At 71.2% G+C, this 24343-nt stretch carries 20 protein-coding genes; 13 read left to right on the forward strand and 7 right to left on the reverse strand.

Annotated features, from left to right (window positions below; translation table 11 throughout):
* The first annotated feature begins 27 nt into the window (after nt 1-27).
* The 6 genes from ACIBSV_RS04965 to ACIBSV_RS04990 all read left to right on the forward strand — a co-directional run bounded on the left by ACIBSV_RS04965 (nt 28) and on the right by ACIBSV_RS04990 (nt 5438).
* A complete protein-coding gene (locus ACIBSV_RS04965; RefSeq protein WP_395859550.1) occupies nt 28-942 on the forward strand; it encodes a winged helix-turn-helix transcriptional regulator in 915 nt (304 codons plus the stop codon).
* A gap of 172 nt (nt 943-1114) precedes the next feature.
* Nucleotides 1115-1645, forward strand: coding sequence for a hypothetical protein (locus ACIBSV_RS04970; protein WP_395859551.1), 531 nt, complete (start codon nt 1115-1117; stop codon nt 1643-1645).
* A gap of 137 nt (nt 1646-1782) precedes the next feature.
* A complete protein-coding gene (locus tag ACIBSV_RS04975) occupies nt 1783-3006 on the forward strand; it encodes a sensor histidine kinase (RefSeq protein ID WP_395859553.1) in 1224 nt (407 codons plus the stop codon).
* Nucleotides 3003-3671 (forward strand): response regulator, encoded by a 669-nt coding sequence (locus ACIBSV_RS04980; protein WP_395859554.1) that lies wholly within the window; start codon nt 3003-3005, stop codon nt 3669-3671. Before ACIBSV_RS04975 ends, ACIBSV_RS04980 begins: the two co-directional genes overlap by 4 nt.
* A gap of 121 nt (nt 3672-3792) precedes the next feature.
* Entirely contained in the window at nt 3793-4695 is a 903-nt protein-coding gene (locus tag ACIBSV_RS04985) for an ABC transporter ATP-binding protein (RefSeq protein WP_395859555.1), read from the forward strand.
* Complete coding sequence (locus ACIBSV_RS04990) at nt 4692-5438, forward strand: ABC transporter permease subunit (RefSeq protein ID WP_395859556.1); 747 nt, start codon at nt 4692-4694, stop codon at nt 5436-5438. Before ACIBSV_RS04985 ends, ACIBSV_RS04990 begins: the two co-directional genes overlap by 4 nt.
* Nucleotides 5439-5588: 150 nt before the next feature.
* Here ACIBSV_RS04990 and ACIBSV_RS04995 read toward each other — a convergent pair whose 3' ends face one another.
* Nucleotides 5589-6350, reverse strand: coding sequence for a hypothetical protein (locus ACIBSV_RS04995; RefSeq protein ID WP_395859557.1), 762 nt, complete (start codon nt 6348-6350; stop codon nt 5589-5591).
* 251 nt (nt 6351-6601) lie between these two features.
* Between ACIBSV_RS04995 and ACIBSV_RS05000 the strand changes: the two genes are divergently transcribed.
* On the forward strand, nt 6602-7108 hold the full coding sequence (locus tag ACIBSV_RS05000) for a hypothetical protein (protein WP_395859559.1): 507 nt from the start codon (nt 6602-6604) through the stop codon (nt 7106-7108).
* Between the two features lie 324 nt (nt 7109-7432).
* Here the strand turns inward: ACIBSV_RS05000 and ACIBSV_RS05005 are convergent, their stop codons facing one another.
* Complete coding sequence (locus tag ACIBSV_RS05005; protein ID WP_395859560.1) at nt 7433-9019, reverse strand: amidohydrolase; 1587 nt, start codon at nt 9017-9019, stop codon at nt 7433-7435.
* 340 nt (nt 9020-9359) lie between these two features.
* Between ACIBSV_RS05005 and ACIBSV_RS05010 the strand changes: the two genes are divergently transcribed.
* From ACIBSV_RS05010 to ACIBSV_RS05030, 5 genes are all read left to right on the forward strand, one after another.
* On the forward strand, nt 9360-10382 hold the full coding sequence (locus tag ACIBSV_RS05010; protein ID WP_395859561.1) for a FecCD family ABC transporter permease: 1023 nt from the start codon (nt 9360-9362) through the stop codon (nt 10380-10382).
* Nucleotides 10379-11416, forward strand: a complete 1038-nt coding sequence (locus ACIBSV_RS05015; protein WP_395859562.1) for a FecCD family ABC transporter permease — start codon at nt 10379-10381, stop codon at nt 11414-11416. Before ACIBSV_RS05010 ends, ACIBSV_RS05015 begins: the two co-directional genes overlap by 4 nt.
* A complete protein-coding gene (locus ACIBSV_RS05020; protein WP_395859563.1) occupies nt 11413-12210 on the forward strand; it encodes an ABC transporter ATP-binding protein in 798 nt (265 codons plus the stop codon). Before ACIBSV_RS05015 ends, ACIBSV_RS05020 begins: the two co-directional genes overlap by 4 nt.
* A gap of 108 nt (nt 12211-12318) precedes the next feature.
* Entirely contained in the window at nt 12319-13272 is a 954-nt protein-coding gene (locus tag ACIBSV_RS05025) for an ABC transporter substrate-binding protein (protein ID WP_395859564.1), read from the forward strand.
* A 142-nt stretch (nt 13273-13414) separates the two neighbouring features.
* Entirely contained in the window at nt 13415-15631 is a 2217-nt protein-coding gene (locus ACIBSV_RS05030) for an ATP-binding protein (RefSeq protein WP_395859565.1), read from the forward strand.
* A gap of 8 nt (nt 15632-15639) precedes the next feature.
* On the opposite strand, the gene ACIBSV_RS05035 is transcribed toward ACIBSV_RS05030, so the two are convergent.
* Together ACIBSV_RS05035 and ACIBSV_RS05040 are read right to left on the reverse strand one after the other, a co-directional pair.
* Entirely contained in the window at nt 15640-16032 is a 393-nt protein-coding gene (locus tag ACIBSV_RS05035) for a hypothetical protein (RefSeq protein ID WP_395859566.1), read from the reverse strand.
* Entirely contained in the window at nt 16029-17252 is a 1224-nt protein-coding gene (locus ACIBSV_RS05040; RefSeq protein ID WP_395859568.1) for a hypothetical protein, read from the reverse strand. Before ACIBSV_RS05040 ends, ACIBSV_RS05035 begins: the two co-directional genes overlap by 4 nt.
* A gap of 343 nt (nt 17253-17595) precedes the next feature.
* On the opposite strand from ACIBSV_RS05040, the gene ACIBSV_RS05045 reads away from it, so the two are divergent.
* The gene (locus ACIBSV_RS05045) at nt 17596-20730 is read left to right on the forward strand and encodes a BTAD domain-containing putative transcriptional regulator (RefSeq protein WP_395859569.1); all 3135 of its coding nucleotides are present in this window, start codon (nt 17596-17598) and stop codon (nt 20728-20730) included.
* A gap of 231 nt (nt 20731-20961) precedes the next feature.
* Here the strand turns inward: ACIBSV_RS05045 and ACIBSV_RS05050 are convergent, their stop codons facing one another.
* From ACIBSV_RS05050 to ACIBSV_RS05060, 3 genes are all read right to left on the reverse strand, one after another.
* Nucleotides 20962-21828 carry a RimK family alpha-L-glutamate ligase gene (locus tag ACIBSV_RS05050; protein ID WP_395859570.1) on the reverse strand — a complete coding sequence of 289 codons (867 nt, stop codon included), beginning with the start codon at nt 21826-21828 and terminating at the stop codon, nt 20962-20964.
* A gap of 16 nt (nt 21829-21844) precedes the next feature.
* Nucleotides 21845-22801 (reverse strand): RimK family alpha-L-glutamate ligase, encoded by a 957-nt coding sequence (locus tag ACIBSV_RS05055; RefSeq protein ID WP_395859571.1) that lies wholly within the window; start codon nt 22799-22801, stop codon nt 21845-21847.
* 566 nt (nt 22802-23367) lie between these two features.
* Nucleotides 23368-24033, reverse strand: a complete 666-nt coding sequence (locus ACIBSV_RS05060; protein ID WP_395859572.1) for a hemerythrin domain-containing protein — start codon at nt 24031-24033, stop codon at nt 23368-23370.
* Nucleotides 24034-24343: the final 310 nt, after the last annotated feature.

Below are 24343 nucleotides of genomic sequence, written 5' to 3' on the forward strand. Positions count from 1 at the left end.
GGGAACGACCGAAGGAATACTTCGCCCATGGAGACTGCCCCCGCCCCGACCCCCGCCCACACCTCACTGGGGCACGGCCTGCTGGTGATGGGCGACCTGTGGAACCTGCTGATCGTGCGGGCCGCACTGGCCGGTCCGGTGCGATACGGCGACCTCAAGTCGGCGCTGGCCATCTCCGACCCGGTCCTCACCCGGCGACTGCGCGACCTGCTGGCCGACGGCGTACTGGCCGCGACCGGACCGCGCCAGGAGTACCGGCTGACCGACGCGGGCCGGGACCTGTGGCCGGCGTTCGTGGCGATCAACGCGTGGGACCGGCGCTGGGCACCCACCTCACCGCTTCGGATCCGGGCCCGCCCCCGACACCTGACCTGCGGACACGGCTTCGATCCGATCTTCGGCTGCGGCGCGTGCGGGGCGATCGGCGTGAGCGCGCGCGACACCGCCGCGGTCCGCGACCCCGCCGTCCCGGCCGAGGCCGCCAACCCCAGGCGGCGCTACCACCGCTCGGCCGCGGCGACCGGCGAGCACTCCCCGATCGCCGCGGCCGCCGTCCTGGCCGATCGCACCTCCACCGCGATCCTGGCCGCCGCGTTCCTGGGCGTGCACCGCTTCGGCGACTTCCAACGCCTCATGCACGACACCGCCCCGCACACCCTGACCACCCGATTGGGCCTACTCACCGACGAGGGCATCCTGACCCGGGTACCGCTCCAGGAGGGCGCACGCCGCACCGGCTACCGGCTGACCCCCAAGGGCCACGACTTCTTCCCCACCTTCGCCTTCCTGATCGCCTGGTCCGAACAACGCTTCAGCGCCGACGGCCTGGCCGGCGTCCGGATCACCCACGTCACCTGCGGCGACCCGCTCCGCCCCCGCTGGACCTGCAACGCGTGCAACGCCGAACTGTCCGCCGAATCGGTCGACCCGGGCACCTCCTGACCTCTCGACCCCGCTCCGCCACGCATGCGCCGCACAGTCGACGCGCCTGGCGGGTGGTGGGCTGAGGGAGTCCCCTTGATTGCCCGGATTTCGGTTGCCCGAGCGGAATGGGGACCGTCATGGTTTACCGGTGCCGCCGGTAAACGACGCGGTACGGAAAAGGGGCATCCTCATGACCAATCGGATCGGGTCGTTCGGCGCACGCACGCCATTCGCGGTGATCGCGGCCGTGTCGGCCACGTTCCTGCTGGTGGGAGCCTGCGACGGGAACGACAAGAAGACGGCGCACGTCGGCACCTCGAGCACGGGAACGCCCTCCGCGTCCTCGATGTTCACGCCGCGCACGGCACCGGCCACGTACCCCGTCTCGACCCGCGGCACGACGGGCCAGTCACCGTCCGCCACGAGCCGGAGCACGCGGACCGCCGAGACCTCGGCGACGCCGGAGAGCACGAAGACCGCGTACGACAAGGGCGAGTGCCTCAGCGGCAGCATCACCACGGGCGGCAGCCAGGAGGAGCTGACCTCGGTCCGCTGCTCCGACCCCAAGGCCAACTTCAAGGTCCTGCGCGTGTTCCCGTACACGATGTCCGGTCGCCCGTGCGACAACGTGAGCGGCGCGGACTACACGTACTCCAGCTACTGGACCCGCAACGGAGTCCCGACCTACGGCAGCACGTACTGCCTCTCCGAGATCGGCTGAACCCCGGTGGACCCGGCTCGATGTGCGCATCGGGCCGGGAACGGCCGCCGCCCGGCCGCGATACGTCGACCAAAGTCGATGCCCGCGTCGACCCACGACCACTGCCGGACCCGCCGAACCGCTGCCTACGCTGAGATGTGATCAAGACCCGAGCCCGTCGCACCGACCCGGCACAGGAGCCGACCACCCCCGCGCCGGCCGTGACCCGCCGCGCCCGGACCCACCGCGAATGGGCCGCCGATCTCGGTTACGCCCTGAGCGCGTTCGTGCTCGGCTCGATGATCCTCGTCACCGCGCTCCAGGAGGACGACAAGCCGCCGAACGTATGGGTCGAGGCCGTCCTCGGCGGCATCATGTTCGCGGGCATGCTGCTGTTCCGCCGGGCCCGGCCGACCCGACTCGCCGTGGTGTGGGTGACCGTCGGCTTCTTCTCGGCCGCCGTCACCGGCTCGGCCCCGGTCGTCCTGCTCAACCTGGCGATCCACCGGCCCTGGCGGACCAGCGTCTCGGTCGCCGCGTTCCAGGTCGCGCTGATCGCGGGCACGTTCTGGGTCGGCGCCGACTCCGCACGCAGCTACTGGACCTCGCTCCTGGCCATGTTCCTGCTGATCACCACCTCCGTGGTCACCGGCATGCTCATCCGATCCCAGCGGCAGCTGACCGCGAGCTGGCGCGAGCGCGCCCGGCAGGCCGAGGAGGGCCAGCGGCTGCGCGTGGAGGAGGCCCGCCACCTCGAACGCGAGCGACTCGCCCGGGAGATGCACGACGTGCTCGCGCACCGGATCTCGTTGCTGGCGATCCACGCCGGCGCCCTGGAATACCGGGCCGGCGCGTCACCGCAGGAGGCCCGCGCCGCCGAGGTCATCCGCCAGTGCGCGTTCGAGGCCCTGGAAGACCTGCGCGAGGTCATTGGCGTACTGCGCGCCCATCCCGACGAGACCGACGGCGACGGCGACGAACCCGAGCGCCCGCAACCGGTGCTCGGCGACCTGCCGGCGCTGATCGAGGAGTCCCGGCAGGCGGGCGCGACCGTGCACCTCGACCTGGCCGAACTGCCGTCGGTGTCGGGGCGCACCGGGCGGCACGCCTACCGGATCGTCCAGGAGGGCCTGACCAACGCCCGCAAGCACGCCCCCGGCGCACACGTACGCGTGCTGGTCGCGCCCGCTCCCGAGGACGGCCTCGCGATCGAGGTGGTCAACCGGCTGCCGCGCGGTCGCGCCGGCAGCGGCATCCCCGGCGCGGGGGCCGGGCTGATCGGGCTGCGCGAACGGGTGGCGCTGATCGGCGGCCGACTCGAGCACGGTCGCACCGGTGACGGTGACTTCCGGCTCCGGGTCTGGCTACCGTTGGCCAAGTGACTACTGCCGACGGCTGCGTACGGGTCCTGGTCGTCGACGACGACGCTCTCGTCCGCGCCGGACTCTCGATGATGCTCTCCGGACTGCCCGACGTGCGCGTGGTGGCGGAGGTGTCCGACGGTGCCGACGTCCTGGTCGCGGTCGACGAGCACCGACCGGACGTGGTGCTGATGGACATCCGGATGCCCCGGGTGGACGGACTGGCCGCCACCGCGACGTTGCGGGCCAGGCCCGAGGCCCCGGAGGTGATCGTGATGACCACCTTCGACACCGACGACCACATCCTCAAGGCGATGCGCGCGGGCGCGAGCGGCTTCCTGCTCAAACACACCCCGCCGCCGGACATCATCGACGCCATCCGCCGGGTCGCGGGCGGCGAACCGATGCTCTCCCCCGACGTGATGCGCCGGATGATGTCCTACGTCGCGGCAGCCGGTGTCGATCCGCGCCGAACCCGGGCCCGGGCCGCCCTCGACCGACTCAGCGAGGGTGAACGCGCGGTGGCCGCACTCGTCGGCAAGGGCCGCACCAACGCCGAGATCGGCAGGGAACTGTCCATCAGCATCGCGACCGTCAAGGCGTACGTCTCCCGGTTGCTGACCAAACTCGACCTCAACAACCGAGTGCAGATCGCCCTGCTGGTCCACGACGCGTGCGATTCCTGAGCCACCCGCGACTGTCGATCGTCGGTCCCCAGTCCTTGGTCGCGGCGGATATAGACCAAGGCCGCGGATCCTGGCCCCTCGGCCGCTGCGCACGAGCACCCGGCGCGGCCACGCTGGAGCCATGATCACAGTCGAGCACCTGACCAAGCGCTACGGGGAGCACGTCGCCGTCGACGACGTCTCGTTCCGCTGCGAGCCAGGCACCGTCACCGGGTTCCTCGGGCCCAACGGCGCGGGCAAGTCCACCACGATGCGGATGATCTGCGGCCTCACCCCACCCACCCGCGGCAGCTCCGCGATCCAGGGCGTGCCCTACCGGCAACTGGGCAACCCCGGGCGCCACGTCGGCGTGCTGCTCGACGCGGCCGCCCAGCACGTGGGCCGCAGTGGGCGCGAGACGTTGGCGCTGTGTGCCCGCGTGCTCGACGTGGACCGGGCCCGGGTCGAGGAACTCCTGACCCTGGTCGGCCTGTCCGGCCCGGCGGCCAAGCGTCGCGTCGGCGGCTACTCGTTCGGGATGCGCCAACGGCTGGGCGTCGCGCAGGCGCTGCTCGGCGATCCCGCCGTGCTGATCCTGGACGAGCCCACCAGCGGCCTCGACCCCGAAGGGGTCTACCAAATGCGCACGCTCCTGCGCGACTTCGCCGACCGGGGCGGCACCGTGCTGTTGTCGTCGCACCAACTGCGCGAGATCGAGGCGGTGGCCGACCGGATCGTGATGATCGCCAAGGGCCGCGTCGTGGCCGACGGCGCGAAGGGTGACCTGCTCACCACATCCGGCGGCACTCGCGTCGTCGGCCTCGACCCGGTCGCCCTGCGTACCGCCCTGGTCGCGGCAGCGCTGCCGCATCGCCCGGCCGACCCGGCCGGCGCCTACCTGGTGGATGCCCCGGCCGAGGCGGTCGGACGAGCCGCCGCGCACGCGGGGGTGGTCCTGGTGGACCTGCGGCCCGCCGAACACGAAGGACTCGAAGAGATGTTCCTGAGCCTGATCAACTCCGTGCCCCAGGAGATCGGGTCATGACGGTCGCCGCCCCCACGCTCGGCCGACTGACCGAGGTCGAACTGCGCAAGATGACCGACACTCGCGCGGGCAGATGGCTGCTGGGCGTGGTCGGGCTCGCCGCCGTGGCCCTGGTGATCGTGAACCTGACCGCCGCACCGCGCGAGAACCGCACCGTGCAGGACTTCCTCAGTTCCTCCCAGGCGGGCGTCGCCGTGCTCTTCCCGGTGATCGGCATCCTCGCGGTGACCGGCGAATGGTCCCAGCGCACCGCGCTGACCACCTTCGCCCTCGTACCGGACCGCCGCCGGGTGCTGACCGCGAAGGTCGCGGCGGGAGGAGTGTTGTGCGTGATCGGGCTCGTGGTGGGCCTGGTGTGCGCGACGCTCGGGCACCTGGTCGCCACGGTCACCGATCGCAGCGCGGGCACCTGGTCCATACCGCCCTCGGTGATCGCGTCGACATTGCTCGCCGCGGTCCTCGCCATCACCATCGGCCTGGCATTCGGCACGGTGTTGTTGAACGCGCCGCTCGCCATCGTGGCCTATTTCATGATCCCGAGCCTGTTGGGCATCCTCTCCGGCCTCGTCTCCGCCATGGAATCCACCAACCGCTGGATCAACCCGGGTTCGGTCCTGGAACCGCTCTACACCACCGGCATCACCGGTACCGAGTGGGCCAGACTCGGCACCGCGATGGCCATCTGGTTGGTACTTCCGCTGTTGATCGGCACGATTCGGGTCATCCGCACGGAGGTGCACTGACCCCCCGCACCACCTGCTCCGGGTCGGCGTGCCCGGACCGTGTCCCGCTACCCGCCGGGCATGCCGACCCGATGCGATTGCGCGGTGTTGTCGGTGTGTTGCCTCCAAGGCCCGTTATCAGTGATCCACTGCTCCGGCATTCCCGGGCCGCTATCCGGAGCCGGGGAACAGCGTGACGAAGGCGTCCGACGCCGCCGTCATCCCCCGCCCGAAGGGGGCGTCCAGATCCCAGATCAGGAACAACAGAAAGGCGATCAACGCGCTGAACAACCCGGCCACGATCAACTCCGGCGCCGATCTGCGGATCTGCAGCGTGAAGATCATGCCCACTGTGACCATGGCCCCGATGATCAGGCCGAACCACACCAGTCCCGGCATCGACGAGCCGGCCTGTCCGCCTCGTGCCTGCCGCGCGTCGTCCGCGATCGCGACCTGGTCCAGGATCGGTTGGTACATCTGCATTTCCTGGTCGCCCTGCGGCACGTAGTCGGTGGCGCCGTGCCGGATCGTTTCGAACAACTTCGAGCCCCGGTCGGACAGTTCGCCATGGTCGGCCATATAGGACCATTCCTTCCGGACCACGTACTTCACGTAGGCGTCGACGTCCGCCCGCAGGCGATCGCGCACCGGCTCCGGATAGACCCGAACCCGCTCACTGACCTCGTGCAACGCCTGTGCCTCGCGCCGGACCTCGTCCTCGGCCGCGCCCCGCCCCTCCCACACGCCGGCGATCGCGAGACCGAGCACGATCGCGTAGACGACGCCGATCATCATCGTCATGTATTCGAGCACGTCCGGGGTGGCCGACGGGTCGTCGTCGTCCGGCAACCGGCGCTGCTTGAGCACGACGACCGCCAGGACGACCGTGCACACCGCGACCATCGCGAGTGCCAGTACAACCCAATGCGTCATGGGTGACCTCCGGATCGAAGAGTCCGATGGAGTCGGGTGGAGTGGAGCGAGGGACACGGGTGGAAGGCCCCCGAGGAGGCCGGCCGCCGCCCGGCGGGAAGCCGGAACAGCGGTCCACACGACGGGTTCGGAACGTCCGTCGCAGCAGGCGGAATCGGGTACGGCCGGCGCGGCCCGGTCGTCCCGGGCGAAACGAGTCGGCTCAGCCGGATCCACCGCTCGACCCACGCACGCCCGCTCGCCCTCGGGGCTTGAGCGCGGCGCCGGCCAGGATCGCCGGCGCGGTGATCAGCAGCGTCGTCGTGACGATCGACGTCCCACGCGCCGGCGGCGGCGCCGCAGGAGGCCGAAGCACCGGCCGCCGGACCGCGATCGGTTGCAGCGGCGGCGGTGTCATCACCGGAGGAGTGGTGGGCGGCGGAGTGGGCGGTGGGCTGGGGGGCTTCGAGACCGGTGGGGTCGGCCGCGGCGGAGTCGGTTTGGGCACGACGATCGCCACCGGCGTGGGTCGCACCTCGGGCGGCGGAGTGGTCCGCACCGGCGTGGGCTTCGGTGGCGGCGTGGGCTTGGGCTTCGTGGGTGTCGGCGACGGTTTGGGCGTCGGCCGACACGAGCCGTCCCGCACCAACCGGAAGTCGACGGTGAGCCCGATCCCATGGGTCGGCGGCCCGGTCGCCTCGGTCACATCGACTTTGACCACCGCTCCGGGCGAACGGCCGATCGAGACACACACATCCACGTTCGTGCCCGGCGCATGACCACTCCCGGCACCCGACCCCGCCCACGCCACACCTGCCGGAGCAGCCAACAAGGCCCCCGCCCCGACCACGCACCCCCACCGGCGCGCCCGACCCCATGCGCTCATGGGATCGATCTTCCGGCACAACCGTCAGCTTTAGCCCGAATAACCTTCAGATTCACTCGTAAGGGTCATAGGGCTGGAAAATGTGGCCACCCACGGCTGATTTGCCCAACAATCGGTCGGCAAGCTCGAAGACTGCTCTCGCGCGGCAGCCCCGCACGCCGAGCGAGGCACTTGCCCCGCGTCGCCGGCCCCGCGTCGCCCTGCCCCGCCCATCGATTCAGTGCGTGCGTGTCCCCGCCAACCACGTCCCCAGCACCGCGATCCGCCGCAGCCTCATCGGGTCGACCACGCGCGGATCCGCGCTCAGCCACACCAGATCGGCCGCACCGCCCACCTCCAACACCCGCCGGTCGTCCGCGAATGCCTGATGGGCGACCCCACCCGTGTAGGCGTCCAACGCCTGATCCACCGTCAACCGCTCGCGCGGCGTCCAGCCCCGACTCGGCGTGCCCTCGAACGTCCGTCGGGTGACCGCGACTTGTATGCCCTCCAACGGCTGATGCGAACTCACCGGCCAATCGCTGCCGAACGACACCGGCGCGCCCGAGTCGACCAGACCGCGCATCGGGTACTGCCGGTCAGCCCGCTCCGGGCCCACCCGGGGAATCGACAACTCGGTCTGAAGCGGGTCGAGTTGGGCCCACAGCGGCTCGAAGTTGGCGATCACCCCGAGCCGTGCGAAACGATCCAGGTCGGCCGGGTCGACGATTTGCACGTGCGCAATCACCGGCCGCCGATCCCATGTCGGGTTGGCCGACGCGGCGGCCTCGATCGCGTCCAGCGCGGTCCGTACCCCCGCGTCGCCGATCGCGTGGATGTGCACCTGGAACCCGTCCGCATCGAACGCGGTGACCGCCTCGGCCAGCGCGGCCGGCGGCCATACCGGCATCCCACAGCTGTGCGGCGCGTCGCAATAGGGTTCGAGCATCGCGGCCGTACCGCCCTCGATCACGCCGTCCGCGAAGAACTTCACCGTCCGCGCGGACAACAACGGCCCGCCCTCGGCCGCCACCGACGCCCGCGCGGCGACGAACTCGGCACGCTGCTCCCGCCACCGGTCCGGGTCGGCGCGGAAGGCCAGATTGGCCCGGAAGGCCAACGCCCCGCGCCGCGCCGCCTCGACGTACGCCGGCACCATCTCCGGCTCCACCCAGGCATCCTGAACCCAGGTCAGCCCCGCGCTCGCGTACGCCGCACCGGCCACCCGCAACGCGTCGACCAGTTCGTCCAGCGGTCGTCCCGGCACCCGGTCCAGCACCAGATCGCACGCGTGCCATTCGCGCAGCGTGCCCAGCGCCGAACCGTCCGGGCGGCGGACGATCCAGCCGAGCCGAGGGTCGGGGGTGGCGGCGGTGACCCCGGCCCGGCGCAGCGCCTCGGTGTTGCACCACACGGTGTGATAGTCGTACGCCCGCAACACCACGGGTCGGTCGGCCACCGCCGCGTCCAGCCAGCGGGCGTCGAACTCGCCGTCCGGGACCAGGGTCGGGTCGTAGCTCGCACCGACGATCCATTCCTCGTCCGGATGTTCGGCCGCCCAGCGCCCGACCTCGGCGGCGATGGCCTCGACGCTGCTCAGACCCTTGACCTGCGGCCCGAAGTGTTCGAGACCGCCGAACAGGGGGTGGGCGTGTCCGTCACCGAAGGCCGGCAGCAGCAGGCCCGCACCCAGTTCGACGACCTCGTCCGCGTCGAGCGCGAGCGCGGCCGCCCCGAGCGCGACGACCCGGCCGTCGCGTACGGCGAGCGCGTCGGTGTCGCCCGCGCCGGTGCGCACGGCGCCCCGGAACAGGGTGGTGGTCATGGTGCTCACTCCATAGATCAAGGTGATTCGGTTCCGCTCGGGTGTCTCGGCCGATACGGATCCCACCACTGCACGGATCGGATCCGCTCGACCGTTTCGGTCGAGGAGTCGAGGGACCAAGTATCGAAGGTCGAAGGGTCGGAGAACGGGGCCGTCGGCAAGGCGATCGGTGCCGAGGCGGCGTTCACGGTCGACCCGGACGCGCTCGTGCGCGAGCTCGGTCGCCCCGGAGGCGATCGTGCGCGAGCTGCGGGCACAGCCGGCGAAATCGTCCGGCGACCCTGCGTGAACTCGGGCCCCCGGCCCACTCGGACATATCAGGTAAGCCTAGCCTTCTCCAGTGAATGTCCTCCCGACGCGGGGTCGTGCGACCAAGCGCCGAGTCCTCTACCTGGTCTCGGTCCTGTTCGTGCTGGCCGCCGCCTGTCTGCTCAGCCTCGCCGTGGGCAGTCGAGCCATCGCACCGAGTGTCGTCCTGGACGCGCTCGTGCACGGCGGCGACTCCACGGACGCGATCGTGGTCAACTCGATGCGCGTGCCGCGTACCGTGGTCGCGCTCCTGGTCGGCGCGTCGCTCGGCATCGCCGGCGCCTGCATGCAGGGGCTGACCCGCAACCCGATCGCCGAGCCCGGCATCCTGGGCATCAGCACCGGCGCGGCCACCGGCGTGGTGACCGCGATCGCGGTGTTCGGCGTGACCAGCCTGACCGGATACGTGTGGTTCGGCTTCGCCGGCGCGCTGTGCACGGGGGTGCTGGTGTACGCGGTCGCCGCGCGTGGGCGCGGCGGCGCCACCCCGGTCAAGCTCGCGCTGTCCGGGCAGGCCCTGGCGGCCACCCTCGGCGCGGTGATCACCCTGGTGCTGACCACCGACCAGGGCACGCTGGACCAGTACCGGTTCTGGCTGGTCGGCTCGCTGTCCGGGCGCACCGACGACGTGGCCTGGCAGATGTTGCCGTTCGTCGCCGCGGGCCTGCTCTTGATGGCCTCGGTCGCCCGGGGCCTGGACGCGCTCGCGCTGGGTGACGACGTGGCCAAGGGGCTGGGCCACAAGGTGAACCGCATCCGGATCGTCGGTGGCCTGGGCGCGACCGTGCTGACCGGCGTCGCGGTGGCCGCGACCGGCCCGATCTCGTTCGTCGGGTTGGCCGTCCCGCACGCCGCGCGGGCCCTGGTGGGTACCGACCACCGCTGGGTGCTGACCATGTCGGCGCTGCTCGCGCCGATCCTGTTGCTGGTCGCCGACGTGCTCGGCCGGATCATCTTCCCGCCCGCAGAAGTCGAGGTGGGGGCGATGACCGCGCTGATCGGCGTACCGATCCTGGTCGCGCTGGTGCGCCGCAAGCCGGTGGTGGCCGGATGAGCTACCGCCCGTACGGCCATGTCCTGGTCCGTCGCCCGCGCTTGTCGTTCCTGCTGCACCGCCGCTCCACGATGGTCGCGAGCGTGCTGGCCGTGCTGCTCGCGGCCGCGTTCCTGCTCAGCCTGTGCGTGGGGGTGCGGTTCATCCTGCCCGGCGACGTGCTCAAGGTGGTGTTCGGCGTCGACGACAGTATCGTCGTCGAGACGCTGCGGCTGCCGCGCACGACGGCCGGGCTGTTGGTCGGCCTGTCCTTCGGCATCGCCGGCGCGCTGATCCAGACCGTGGCGCGCAACCCGCTGGCCAGTCCCGACGTCATCGGTGTCTCGCACGGAGCGGCGGCGGCCGTGGTGTTCGGCCTGGTCTTCGGTTTCGGCGGGCCCACCGCGACCCCGCTCACCGCGGTCGCGGGCGGCACCGTCGCGGCCTTCCTGGTCTACCTGCTGGCCTGGCGCCGTGGTCTGAACGCGCAGCGCTTCGTGCTGATCGGCGTCGGCATCTCGGTGGCGCTGTACTCGGTCACCAACCTGCTGCTCACCAAGGCCGACATCACCTTGGCCCAGCAGGCCAAGGTGTGGATGTCGGGCAGCCTGAACGGGCGTGGCTGGTCCCAGGCCGAGCCGCTGTTCTGGGTACTGGTCGCGCTCACGCCGGCGATCGTGTGGGCGGCGCGGGCGTCCCGCTCGGCCGGTTTCGACGACGACACCGCGATCGCCCTGGGCGTGCGGCTCGGCCGGATCCGGCTCGGCCTGGTCGTGGTCGGCGTGTTGCTCGCGTCGGTGGCCACGGGGGCCGCCGGTCCGGTGGACTTCGTCGCCCTGGTGGCGCCCCAACTGGCCCGCCGGCTGACCCGAACCCCACAGGTGCCGCTGGTGTGTTCGGCGCTGCTCGGCGCGCTGATCGTGGTCCTCGCGGACATCGGCGCGCGGATGCTGATCCCCGACGCCGAGTTGCCGGTGGGTGTGCTCACCGCCGCCGTCGGCGGCCCGTACCTGTTGTGGATGTTGACCCGTTCCCGTGCCGGAGGCGCCTCATGACCACCCATCAGCTCGGCGCGCGCGATCTGACGCTCGGTTACGAGGACCGGATCGTGGTGCGCGACCTCGATCTGGACGTGCCGGCCGGGAAGGTCACCGTCGTGGTCGGCCCGAACGCGTGCGGCAAGTCCACCCTGTTGCGGTCGCTGGGCCGGCTGCTCAAGCCGGTCTCCGGCAGCGTGCTGCTCGACGGCGCGGCGCTGCGCGACCTGCCCACCCGCGAGATCGCCCGGCGGATCGGCGTGTTGCCGCAGAGCCCGGTGCCGCCCGAGGGCATCACCGTCGCCGACCTGATCGCGCGCGGCCGGCAGCCGTACCAGCGCTGGTGGCAGCAGTGGTCCGACGAGGACGAGGACGTGGTGGCGGACGCGATGCGACGCACCGACGTGCTCGAACTCGCCGACCGCTACGTGGACGAACTCTCCGGCGGCCAGCGACAGCGGGTGTGGATCGCGATGGCGCTCGCCCAGGGCACCGGCATCCTGCTCCTGGACGAGCCGACCACCTTCCTGGACATCGCGCACCAGGTCGAAGTGCTCGACCTGGTGCGCGAGTTGAACGCCACCCGGGAACGCACCGTGGTCGCGGTGCTGCACGACCTCAACCAGGCGTGCCGCTACGCGGACCACCTGATCGCGATGCGCGACGGCTCGATCGTCGCGCAGGGCACGCCCGCCGGGATCGTCACGGCCGACCTGGTGCGCGACGTCTTCGGACTCGACTGCGTGGTCATCCCGTGCCCGGTCACGGGCGCGCCGATGGTGGTGCCGGGACAGCCGCGCAAGGCGGGGTAGGCACACTGGGCGGGTGGCAACCACGGTGCCGTCGCGCATCCGTGCTGCCGCTTCGGCCCGTCTCGTTCCCGTTGGCGACGTTCCCGTCACCTTCCGCAAGGAGCCTCCATGCCTTCCGTGTCCCTGCTCCGCGTCACGGCCGCCCTCGGTGTGGCCCTCGCCCTCGGCCTGACCGGGTGCTCCGCCGAGGGCGCCGATGGGGACAAGGACACCAAGGCGTCCGCGGACACCCGCGAGGTGCGTACCGCCAAGGGCTCGGTCAAGGTTCCGGTCGCGCCCAAACGTGTGGTCACCCTCGACCTGGGCGAGTTGGACACCGCGCTGACCCTGGGCGTCAAGCCGGTGGGGTCGGTCGTGGGCAGCCCCGGCGCCGGATTCCCCAAGTACCACGGCGACAAGACGGCGGGGATCAAGGACGTCGGCGCGATCGGCGCGCCCAACCTGGAGACGATCGAGGCGCTCCGGCCGGACCTGATCCTGGGCAACCTGGTGCGCGACGCCGACCGATACGACGCGTTGAGCAGGATCGCCCCGGTGGTCTTCTCCGAGCAGGCCGGCACCCGGTGGCGGCAGAACTTCCTGTCGGCCGCCGACGCGCTGAACAAGAAGGCGGAAGGTGATCGGGTGGTGGCCGAGTTCACCGCGCGGGCGAAGGCTCTGGGCGCCGCCCAGAGCGATCCGGCCGCGGTGAAGGTCAGCGTGTTGCGCTTCGTCGCGGGCCAGAACCGCCTGTACGGCAAGGACACCTTCGTCGGCAGCATCCTGTCCGAGGTCGGCCTCGGCCGCCCCGCAGTGCAGAACGTCGACACCTTCATGGTCGAGGTCGGCGCGGAGCAGATCGAGAAGGCCGACGGCGACGTGATCTTCGTGGCCACGTACGGTCCCAAGGACAAGACCGACCACGACAAGGTCTTCGGCGGGCCGCTGTGGAAGACCCTGAAGGCGGTCCGGGCCGACCGGGCCCACGAGGTCGACGACGAGTACTGGATGGTCGGCACCGGCTACTCCGCCGCCGGCCACGTGCTCACCGACCTGGAACGGTACCTGCCGAAGCGGGTCTGAGCGGCGGAATCCGCGGTCCCCGGCCAGCGAATCCGGCGTCGACCCGTCTCCGCCCCCGAGGCGGGCACCGATGCCCGATACCCGGTGCCGGGCGATATGGCCGGAAAGGTTTCGCGAGCCGTCCAAGCGACAAACATCCAGAATGCCCTTCCCGCCCACCGGGCCGGGTTCGGCCACGCGCGAGGGCAGCTTCGACCGCGACGAACGGGGGCGGCACGTGTCGGGGGTCGACCACGAGCGCGCCGACGGGCCCGCCGCGAGCCGCAACGAACTCGGCGGCACCGTACACGGCCCCAGCGTGCAGGCGGGGACCGTGCACGGCGGCATCCACTTCTCGATGCGGCAGGCGGACAACACCGTCGTGCCGTGGCAGTTGCCACCGGGCCCGCCGATGGTCAACCGGCATCGCGAACTGGACGCGCTGAGCCGGCTGCGCCACGACAACGGCACGATCGCGCTGCTCAGCGGGTTACCCGGGGTGGGCAAGACGACGCTCGCCCTGGCCTGGCTGCGCGAGTTGGGCGAGGCGTTCCCCGACGGCCGGTTGTACGCAGACCTGCGCGGGCACGGCGGTGACCGGCCGGCCCTGGCGAGTGAGATCGTCGGAGGCTTCCTGCGCGCGTTCGGTGTGCCGGCCGATCAGGTGCCACACGCGCCCGCCGAACAGCTGGGCCTGTACCGGTCGTTGACCGCGCGTCGCCGGTTGGCCGTGCTGCTCGACGACGCGGCCACCGCTGCCCAGGTCAGACCGCTGCTGCCGGCCGGTCCCAACGTCACGGTGGTGACCAGCCGCAGCAGACTCTCCGGGCTGCTGGTCGACGGCGGCGTGCCGATCCACCTCGAACCGCTGGATCGGCAGGCCGCGGTGGACCTGCTCGCGGCCACCATGAACGACCGGAGAGTCGACGAAGAGCCGGTACAGGCGGGCGAGTTGGTCGACCTGTGCGCACGCCTCCCGCTGGCGGTGCAGGTGGCCGCGGCACGACTGGCGGCGCGACCCACCCGGCCCATCACCACGATGGTGCGCGCGATGGCCGACGAGCGCGGCCGCCTGAACGCGCTCGCGCTCGACGGCGACCACACCGTACGAGCCGCGCTGGACGTCTCCTATCGCGACCTGCCCGAGCTCTCGGCCCTGCTCTATCGCAGTCTCGGCGTGCATCCGGGGCCCGACTTCGGGCCGATCGTCGGGGCAGCCGTGCTCGGCGCCCGTGCGGTCCCGGACCCCGAGGAGGCGGCACGATCCGTTCTCGAATCCCTCCTGGATCGGAACCTGATCACCGAGGCGACGGATGGCCGCTACCGGTTCCACGACCTGATCCGACTCCACGCGGTGGCCAAATTGTCCGATCGCCCGAGCCAGGAACAAGACGACGCGGTGCGCGCGATGCTCGACCACTACCTGGCCACGGCGACCCGGGCCGAGGAGATCCTCGAACCCCAACATCGCTCATTGGCCCGCGACTACGCCGACGACGGCGTCCCGTATGTGGAGTTCGCCGACGAGAAGGAAGCGCTGGCCTGGCTGGAGGCGCACCGGGTCACCCTTGTGGCCGCGGTTCGCACCGCCGACGAAGCCGGACTCCACTCCGTGGCGTGGCAGTTGACCGACGCGCTGTGGCCGCTGTTCCTGCGCGGCAAATATCTGGCGGACGCGCGTACCGCCCACGTGATCGGATTGCGCGCGGCACGCGCCTGCGCCGATTCGGCGGCGGAGTCACGGATGTTGACCTCGGGCGGGTTGTGCGAGTCGAGCGCGGGCGGCCATGCCGAGGCGCTGCGGATGTTCACCGACGCGATCCGGGTGTGTGTGGATTCCGCAGACGCGGTCGGCGCCGCTCGGGCTCGCAACTACACCGGTCTGGCGCTGCTTCGCCTGGGTCGACTGGACGAGGCGGCCGAGGCGTTTCGCGAGGCCGAGACCCGGTGTCGGGCGTTGGGTGACGATCGTCCGGCTGCGCTGGCCCGCTTCAATCGGGCCGACGTGGCGCTGCGTTCGGGCCGGCTGGACCGGGCTCTCGAACATGCCGAGGCGGCCCGGGCCGAACTGGCCCGGGTGGGCGACGAGTACAACGCCGCCCGTGCCCGGGCCCTGATCGGCCGCGCGTTGTCGGCCTCGGCCCGGCACGATCAGGCCGAGCGACACCTGGCCGCGGCACTGGATGTGCTCAGAGACCACAACGCGCGGGTGGAGGTCGCGCATGTGCTCACCGCGCTCGGCGAAACGGCCGCGCTCCGGGGTCGTCCCGAGCACGCGCGGCAGTTGTACACCGAGGCGCTGGACCTGTACGACGCCGCTCGGGCCCCGGCGGCCGAGGATGTTCGCGCGCGGCTGCGCGACCTCGGGCCGCCGGGGTGATCCGCGACTCAGCGCGGCGCGGCCTCCCGGACGGCCAGCGCGTGCAGGATCGAGGCGTACACCGGCCACGAGGGATCACCGCTCGACCGCCGCGCCGGGCCGGCCGTCGCACCGCCGATGCGGACCAGGGCCAGCGTCGGTCCGCAGACGATCATCGTGACGAGAGCGCCGGGATGGCTCGTGGCCAACTCGCGGTCGCGAGCCCCGACCCGGGACCACGACGGCAGGCCGGGCTCGTCCACCACCAGGACATCAGCCAACTCCGCTTGATCGCAGCACAGTTCCGCGCGCAGATGCCGGTCGACGACGACCCGCCCGTCCTCGGAGCGGATCAGCACGGCGACCGAGACGGCGCCGCGATCGGTCGGTCCCGAGTTCGGGCAGGCCCGAGCCCCCGTCATCGGATCGGTCCCGGCAGGTCCGCGACCCGGACGAACGGTCGCCCCGGGGGCACCTTCAGTTTGAGGTGCCGGTACATCAGGGCGCGGGTGTTGCGGGCGAACCTGCCGGGTTCGGAGGTGATCCGCGCGGCCACCCGGGCGTAGTCCGACTGTCGGAATTCCGTCGGGATCCGGGACAGTTGCCCCACCATCGACCGGCGATGGCGGATCCGCGGCGCGAAGGCCGCCAGATCGCCCAGCGGGGACGCGGGATCGATGTCCTGTTCCGGGTAGGTCGCCAGCGCCACCGGAGCCCCGGTGGCGGTGCCGTACAGGCTGAGCGAGCCGTGATCACCGACCACACAGTCCGCCGAGACCAGCACGCCACGCCAGTCGTCCTCCGGCGGGATCAGCACCAGGCCCTCGCGCAGCGACTCGGCCAGCCAGGACCGCACCTGCCAGGCGCCGTGCCCGCTCCACACGTTCGGGTGCATCAACGCGGTCACCCGGTAGGCGTCGCGCGGCAGTTCCGTGGTCATTCGATGCAGCAACTCGGGTGTTCGGCCGAGCAGCGAGTTGCCACCCCAGGTCGAGGTGACCACGACGTGTCGTTGTCGGGCGCCGATGCGCAGTGCGTCGCGATAGCGCGCACGATCGGGGCGACTCGCCACCAGGCAGTCGTAGTTGGGGTCGCCGGCGACCACTGCCGCCGATACCGCCTCCGGGCAGGCGACACCGAGCCGGGCCAACTCCTCGGCGTGCGCGAGCAGGATGCCGGCCGGCACCAACCGCCCGTCCCTGATCAGCCATTGCGCGGCCAGTCCGTAGGTTCCGCGCGGGGCCACCATGCGGCCGCCGCGCGGAGCGGACACCAGCTTGTTGTGCCCGGCACCGTGTGCCATCACGAGCACCGGCGCGTCCAGTTCGTGCAGTCCCTCGTGCCCGGCCGCCAACGCGAGGTCGAAGCGCATGTCGACCGCGCGCTGCCACGGCAGCGTGGTGGCACCGAGCCGATCCAGGAATTCCGCGACCCCCGAAGCGAAGACCGTGGGCGCCATGGTGAAGAACACGTGTACTCGCAGATCCCCCTCCAGGAGCCGAACGGCGTCGATCAGGCGCTGCCCCGACGTGACGTTGTGCACCACGACGAGCACCCCCCGCACCGCCGATCGGGTCGTCCACCGTGCCGCGTCCGGTCGGACGGGTACGGGTCTCCAATCGTTGTTCGCCATGATCGTCATCCATGCCTCCATGAGCGTCGTCACCACCGGACGGGCCCCGTTCCCCCGCGGCCGGGCGGTCGGTTCGGTCGTTGCGGCGAAGCACTGCCGCCGACTCGGACATCCCCGATGAAGCGGATGAATTCATTGCAGGTCGCCTGCAATGCGCCTGCAGGAACGCGGCCAACCGGAACGCGCCGTCACGCATAGGCGATTTCCGGTCGATTGCGGGTGCCGGCGTTCTGGTGGCGCTGTGGCGGGACGTGCCACAGTGGTTGGACGACACCTCGGCACCGGGCGCGTTGGCCAGGGAGGACTGGGGCGGGGGGATAACGCGGTGCTATCGATCCACGTGCTGGGACCGATGGAATTGTGGGTGGACGGTACGCGGCAGCCGTTGGGATCGCTGAAGGAGCGGTGCGTGCTGGCCGTTCTCCTGGGTGCCGAAGGAGCCGCGGTCTCCACGGACTCGGTGATCAGTCGGGTGTGGGACGACGAGCCGCCGATCACCTCGGTCGAGACGCTGCGCAGCTACATATCCCGACTGCGCAACCGGCTGCGCGCCACGGGCGACGCCGCGCGATTGTCCTCGGATTCGCGAACGTACCGACTGCTCGTGGATCCCGAGTCGGTCGACTTCCGTCGCTTTCGCCGACTGCACGAACAGGCCAACGCCACCGAGGATCCGGCCTCGGCCGCCGAACTCCTGCGCACGGCCGAACAACTGTGGCGCGGACAGCCGTTCGCCGGGCTGCCCGGGCTGTGGGTGGAGTCCATGCGGGACAAGCTCAAGGAGCAGCGCCGGCAGATCCGCGAACGTCGCATCCACCTGGAGCTCGTCCTGGGTCGACACGCGGAGGTCGTGGGCGAGTTACGGGATCTGGCCGCGCGTCACCCCGTCGCCGAACCGGTGGTGGCCGATTTGATGCTCGCGCTGTACCGCTGCGGGCGATACAGCGAGGCGTTGGAGACCTACCGGCGGACCCGCGCCCGGCTGAACTCCGAACTGGGCGCGGATCCCGGACCGGACCTGGAACGGCTGCACACCCGGCTGCTGCATCGGGATCCGGCCCTGTCGGTGCCCGCCCGGTTGCGCACGGAGCCGCCGGTGCGGGCGTTGTCCGCCGAACCGGCCGTAACGGCGCCCGACACGCTGCTGCGGGACACCCGGCACTTCATCGGCCGACGCGCCGAGGTGGCCGCGCTGTTGCGCAAGGACGATGTCGGGAACGCGCTGCCGATCACGGTGATCTCCGGCCTGGCCGGGGTCGGCAAGACCTGCCTGGCGATCCACGCCGCGCACCGCATGCGGGCGAGCTATCCGGACGGCCGGCTGTATCTGAACCTGCACGCGCACGATCCGCACGAGGCGCCCGTGGAGCCGACCGAAGCACTGGGGTCGCTGCTGATCTCGACGGGCACGCCGGCACAACACTTGGCCCCCACACTCGATCTGCGCGCGGCCCAGTGGCGACGGGAGATGTCCGACCGGCGCGCGCTGATCGTGCTGGACGACGTGCGAGACGCCGCGCAGGTGCGATTATTGCTGCCGGGGAGCCCCAGTTGCCGGGTCCTGGTGACCAGCAGGCGGCGGCTCACCGATCTCGAAGGCGCCGGTTCGCTCTCCTTGGAGGTGCCCGACACGGCGGACGCGGCGGCCCTGTTCACCCGGATCGCGGAAGAGTCCCGGAAGCTGGACGACGCGGACCGCGCGCTGGTCGACGAGATCGTGAATCGGTGCGGCAACCACCCGTTGGCGGTGCAACTGACGGCGAATCGCTTTCGACACCGCGCCTGGCGGGTCCGCGATCTGGCCGCACGCCTGGCCCAGGCGACCCGGCGACTGGACGTGATCGACGCTCCCCCGGGAATCTCGATGGCGTTCGACCTCTCCTACGCGGAACTGGGCCCCGCCGCGCGATCGGTTTTCCGCCGCCTCGCCCTGCACCCCGGTCCCGACCTCGCGTGGCCGGCGGCGGTGGCGCTGTGCGGCGTCGGACCGGACGAAACCCGGCGGGCCATCGACGAGTTGGTGGAGACCCACCTGCTGGACGAGCCCGCCCACGACCGCTATCGCTTCCACGACCTGGTGCACGACTTCGCGATCCACTCGGCCCACCACGAGGAGCCGGATCGAGAGCGCGCGGACGCGCTGGGACGGCTACTGGATCTGTACCTGGACCTGGCCGATCAGGCCGATCGGCTGGCCTACCCGCACGGGCGGCGCTCGGGCCTGGTGCCGGTGCCGGCGCGTCGGACGACTCCGCCGTTCGCGACGGCCGAGGAGGCGGAGGAATGGCTCGGCGGTGAACGGCTCAATCTGGTGGCCGCGACGCGGTCGGCGGGCGTCGAGTCGCCCGAGCACATTCGCTTCCTGCCCGAGGTGCTGGCCCGGTCCTTGTTGAAATGGGGCTCGTGGGAGGTTGCCCGCGACCTGTACAGCGCCTCGCTCGAAGCGTGGCGCCGCGACGGCACGCCGAATCCCCGGGCACAAACGCACTTGCTGATCGAGCGCGCCTCGATCCAGTGGCGCCTGGGCGCGCACGACGCCGCGTTCCGCGACGCCGCCGAGGCACTCGCGCTCGCCGAGGACGCGAAGGACCTGCGCGGCCGGGTCGAGGCCCTCGCCGAGATCGGCGCGACCCACGTGCGCGCGGGTCGGCTCACGGCCGCCCGGGAACATCTGGAACGGGCGTTGGCGATGCACGGCGGTATGGACAATCCACACGGACGGGCCGGAATTCTGCTGCACCTCGCCGTGACGTTCGGCCATCTGCGGAAATTCGATCGGGCGGCCACCCACTTATTCGCCGCGCGAGACATCTATGAATCGCTCGGCGAATGGCGCGAACTGGCGAAGATCCTCAACAACATCGGCGAGCTCTATTTTCTCCAGGATGATTTCGACAACGCCGAGCGCTACTACCTGGAATCGCTCGACGTGGTCCGGCGAAGCAATGCTCGGGCCGAATACGCGGTACTGATGAACAATCTGGGTCAGGTCGATCTCGCGCGCGGTAATCCGACCGGCGCCTTGGCGCGCTACGCGCAGGCGCTCCGCGTCTACGCACAGATCAACGACCTGCGCTGCGAGGCGGACACCCGGATCAACGTCGGCCTCGCGCACTTGGCGATGAACGCTCCGGACGAGGCCCTCGAACACTTCGCCCGGGGCCGCGAGATCGCCGAGCGCATCGACGACGACCTGCACCGGCAGCGGGCCGCCGCCGGCTTCGCCCGGGCCCGCCGCGACTTGGGCGACCTCATCGGCGCCCGTACGGAATATCGGACGAGCGCGGAACTGGCCCGTCGAATGGGCATCGAACTCGAGGAAGCGCACGCACTGGCCGGTTTGGCACGGACGACCGAGGCAATCGACGGCGCGCTCGCCGCCCGTCCGTACTGGTCGTCCGCGCTGGCCTGCTATGAGCGTCTGGGCGCCGCCGAGGCGGACGAGGCACGCACCGCACTGGGCCGCATCGACGACGCGGCGGGCTGACTCAGACCCAGAACGCGAACGTCGACCAGAAGTCGGCCGCGCCCATCATGAAAGTGGCAGGCAAAAAGTAGAGGCTCTCGAGCATGATTGGTTCGAACCTTTCAACGTGCGATTAAGGCCGACAATTAATTCGGTCGGCAGCAGAACCGTAGCAGGGAAATTGCGTTCTCCGCATCCCCGTCACCACGTTCGGTGATCATGGTTCTTCGACACGTTTCCCGAAGGCCTCGATCAACGGATCGGTTTTGTACGATTGCCTCGATTGATGCCGATCGAGGAGGTCGCGGATACCTGCGCCCGGCTTATTCTTTCCGCCCGATCCGCCCTTTCGGGCGGATCCACCAATTCGGCCAACGCCTCGGGTGCTCCGCGCATCTCGCGCATGCCGGGGAAGGCGTTGACGTCGATGATCGACGGGGAGCCGTCGACCTCCAGGATGTCGACGCCGTACACGTCCAGCCCGAAGGCGATGCCGACCCGACGGGCGAGTGTGGACCAGCCGGTGGGGAGGTCCTCGGGCGCGATCGGCTTGGTTTCGGCGGGGCCGTCGAGGGCGGTACGACGCAGGCCGGCGAAGACGTGGCCGTCGACCACCCACAGCTTGTGGTCCCAGCCGCCGTTGTCGACGAACTCCTGGGCCACGATCGGCTCGTCGGGCCACTCCCGGGCGAGCGCGCCCAGTGCGTCCGGGTCGTCGACCCGGGCGACCAGGTCGTGTCGGCGGCTGTGCCGGCTCTTGACCATGAGCGGGAACGCCGGGCCGGTCGCGAGCAGCCCGGCGGGAGAGACGAACGCCGTGGTATCCGGGAACGGCAGCCGGGCCGCCCAGGCGAGTTCGGCCATGCGTACCCGGTCCTGGCACGCCCGCGTGGCCGCCGCGGAGTTGAGCACCCGGGCGCCGTGCCGCTCGGCCCGCTCCGCGAAGGCGAGCGCCTTCGCGGTACGGGCCTTGAGCAGGTAGACGTCGGCGGTGATCGGGTGTCGGTCGGTGACGGTGTCCGGATCGAGCGCGACCACCTCGTGACGAGGTGTCAGCAGGGCGCGGGCTTCCGCCAGGAGGGGGTGGTCGGGCCGATCGGTGACAAGGCAGATCCGCACGTGTGCACGCGCCCCGTCAGCCGACGTACGCGGGCGGCGCGGCGTCGACGATCGGAGTGGTACCGGCGCGGGCGGGGGTGATCACGGGCCTGGCGCGCAGCGGCGTGCGGGTGACGCCGTTCGCGGCGACACTCGTACCCACCGCGGCACCGATGCCGGCGCCGGCGCCGCTCGCGAGGTCGAGCACCGCGCGGGCCACCCGGGCCACCCCGTCGGGCACGCAGCGGAAGCTCGGGAAGTCGTTGATGTCCACCACCATCGGCCCGTCCGGCCCCTCGATGATGTCCACGCCGAACAGGTCGAGCCCGAAGGCCGCGCCGATTCGGTGCACGAGCGCGGCCGTTCCGCTCGGTAGCGGTACCCGACTCTCGCGGACGGGATGCTCCGGATGCAGCGGTGAGCGCCGCACGGTCGCGTGGAGTTCCCCCGAAATCGAGTACACCTTCAGGTCCTGGCCCGAATTGCGCACGTACGCTTGAGCCAACAACGGCCCTTCATCGACGAGTTCGCCGCCCAACCGGGCCAGTTCCGCGGGCGTGGACACCAGGTGCACCGAACGCCCGGAACTGCCGCCGACCGGCTTGACCACCAGCGGGTAGCGATCGGCGGGAATCGAGGAGAGCAACTCGGGAACGGCGGCGAAATAGGTGACCGGCATCGGCAACCCGTGGGCACGCGCGATCACCGCGGCCACCGCCTTGTCGCGCACCGATCGAATCGCGCGCGCGTCGTTGATCGTGGTCAGCCCGAGCGCCGCCGCGGCCTCCAACATGCTCAGCCCCGGACCGCCGGAAACCGTCTTGAGCACCCACGCGTCGTGCGAACCGGCCCGGATCAGGTCGGACAACTCGATCAACGAACTGCCGGGCCGCACGATGTCGACGTGATGCCCCCACGCGTCGAGCTGTCGGACCACGTCGAGCGGCATGCCGTCGTGGCGGTAGTGCTCCTCAACGAGGAATGCCAGTTTCATCGATATCCCCCCGGGACGGCCGCCGTTCCCCCATCCGGCAGAACATTGACGGCACAGCATGCCACGCGCGCCGTGGACGACCGGCACACACCCCACCAAACTCCACGGGTGACCACCATCATGGGCCATTTGGGGGGTGATTCGTCATCAGTCAAGAGTAGAGAGGAATCGGGTGCTCCGCTCGGACGCCCGGCATAGAGCAGGTCAAGGCGTACGCGGAGGTGCGGCGCGGGGTACGGGGAGCGGGTCGGGGGACGCGGGGGTGGGTCGGGGGCAGGCGGGGTGGGTCGGGCGGGCGCGGCACGGGCGAGACGGGGCGAGGCGGGGCGAGGCGGGGCGTACCAGGTGACGGGGCGTGCGCGGGGCCGGGTGGGCGCGACGTGGGCGGGGTCAAAGCGGGGGCGGGGTAAGCGGGTGCGCGACGGCGGCGGCCGTGCCCCGTGGACGAACGGCGACGGCCGTACCGGGGACGGAACGAGGACGGGACGAGGGCGGGACGGGGCCTGGGGGATGGAGACAGCCCGCGTCGGGGACCGGGACCGGGAGCGGGAGCGGGAGCGGGCCGCTCACGCCGAGTGTGGCCCCGGGTGCCGGCCGGGGGTCGGCCCGGCGGGGAGATCGGACGCGCCGGCGACGCCGGTGATTCCGGCGATCCCATCCAGCAGCCACGTGATCGCGTCGATCGGCGCGCCGCGCACCGGCGCCGGGACGTCGAACACCTCGGCCGCGTCGATCGCCGCGAGCGAGGCGCCGAGAGTGCCGATGTGCTCGCCGGCCGCGACCACCGCGGCCAGTTCGGGCAGTACCTGCACCTCCTCCACTCGCAGGTGCGCGTCGATCGTCTCCACCACGGCCTCGACGGCGGCGGCCACCATCCACGCACGCTCCGGATCACGGGCCAGGCTGCCGATCATCGCGGTGACCACGGTCAGGTCGTGGTCGATCCGGTGGTGATCCGCCTCCAAGCGGTTGAGCAGCAATCGCAGTTCCGGACGGGCCACCCGCAACACCGGCCACAGGCACGCGTCCTCGTAGTCATGATGGGCCATCAGGATCCGGGCGAGCAGCCGCCATTGGGCCAGGACGTCGGCGACGGGCGCGCCCTCGTCGGTGTGCGGCCCCCGGATCCGCCCCGCCATAGGAGCTAGGTCGCGGCGCAGCGCGGTGTGTACGAGCCGGATCCCGGTGAAGCGCAGGAGCGGGGAGGAGGCGGCCTGGGTGGCGGCGGGCATGGGGCGGTTCCTTTTGCGAACGGCGACGGCGCGGGCGTCCGGCCAACGCGTGGCGCGGCCGAGGCCGCGTGGACGCGTCAGTGTCACGCGCGTCAATCAACGTCCGATGCACATTCGATCAACGCCTGTCCGCAGGGTGCGGGAAGCGCGAGCCGAGTCGGGCCCACCCCGATCGGGCGGTCGGGCGACGGTCGATCGGCGGCCCGGCGTGCGGGCTCCCCGCGCGCGCCGGGTTCGTCAAGCCATCCGACAGCAGCATGCGGCTGTCCTCAAAGGCCGCCGCCTCGGCATCCACCAAGTCATGATCCCC

The organism is Embleya sp. NPDC050154, from assembly GCF_044460165.1.
Classification (GTDB): Bacteria; Actinomycetota; Actinomycetes; order Streptomycetales; family Streptomycetaceae; genus Embleya.

Coding starts and splice junctions, on each gene's coding strand:
- ACIBSV_RS04965 (WP_395859550.1), top strand. CDS start 28: ATGGAGACTGCCCCCGCCCCGACCCCCGCCCACACCTCACTGGGGCAC.
- ACIBSV_RS04970 (WP_395859551.1), top strand. CDS start 1,115: ATGACCAATCGGATCGGGTCGTTCGGCGCACGCACGCCATTCGCGGTG.
- ACIBSV_RS04985 (WP_395859555.1), top strand. CDS start 3,793: ATGATCACAGTCGAGCACCTGACCAAGCGCTACGGGGAGCACGTCGCC.
- ACIBSV_RS04990 (WP_395859556.1), top strand. CDS start 4,692: ATGACGGTCGCCGCCCCCACGCTCGGCCGACTGACCGAGGTCGAACTG.
- ACIBSV_RS04995 (WP_395859557.1), bottom strand. CDS start 6,350: ATGACGCATTGGGTTGTACTGGCACTCGCGATGGTCGCGGTGTGCACG.
- ACIBSV_RS05005 (WP_395859560.1), bottom strand. CDS start 9,019: ATGACCACCACCCTGTTCCGGGGCGCCGTGCGCACCGGCGCGGGCGAC.
- ACIBSV_RS05015 (WP_395859562.1), top strand. CDS start 10,379: ATGAGCTACCGCCCGTACGGCCATGTCCTGGTCCGTCGCCCGCGCTTG.
- ACIBSV_RS05020 (WP_395859563.1), top strand. CDS start 11,413: ATGACCACCCATCAGCTCGGCGCGCGCGATCTGACGCTCGGTTACGAG.
- ACIBSV_RS05025 (WP_395859564.1), top strand. CDS start 12,319: ATGCCTTCCGTGTCCCTGCTCCGCGTCACGGCCGCCCTCGGTGTGGCC.
- ACIBSV_RS05030 (WP_395859565.1), top strand. CDS start 13,415: ATGCCCTTCCCGCCCACCGGGCCGGGTTCGGCCACGCGCGAGGGCAGC.
- ACIBSV_RS05035 (WP_395859566.1), bottom strand. CDS start 16,032: ATGACGGGGGCTCGGGCCTGCCCGAACTCGGGACCGACCGATCGCGGC.
- ACIBSV_RS05040 (WP_395859568.1), bottom strand. CDS start 17,252: ATGACGATCATGGCGAACAACGATTGGAGACCCGTACCCGTCCGACCG.
- ACIBSV_RS05045 (WP_395859569.1), top strand. CDS start 17,596: ATGGAATTGTGGGTGGACGGTACGCGGCAGCCGTTGGGATCGCTGAAG.
- ACIBSV_RS05055 (WP_395859571.1), bottom strand. CDS start 22,801: ATGAAACTGGCATTCCTCGTTGAGGAGCACTACCGCCACGACGGCATG.
- ACIBSV_RS05060 (WP_395859572.1), bottom strand. CDS start 24,033: ATGCCCGCCGCCACCCAGGCCGCCTCCTCCCCGCTCCTGCGCTTCACC.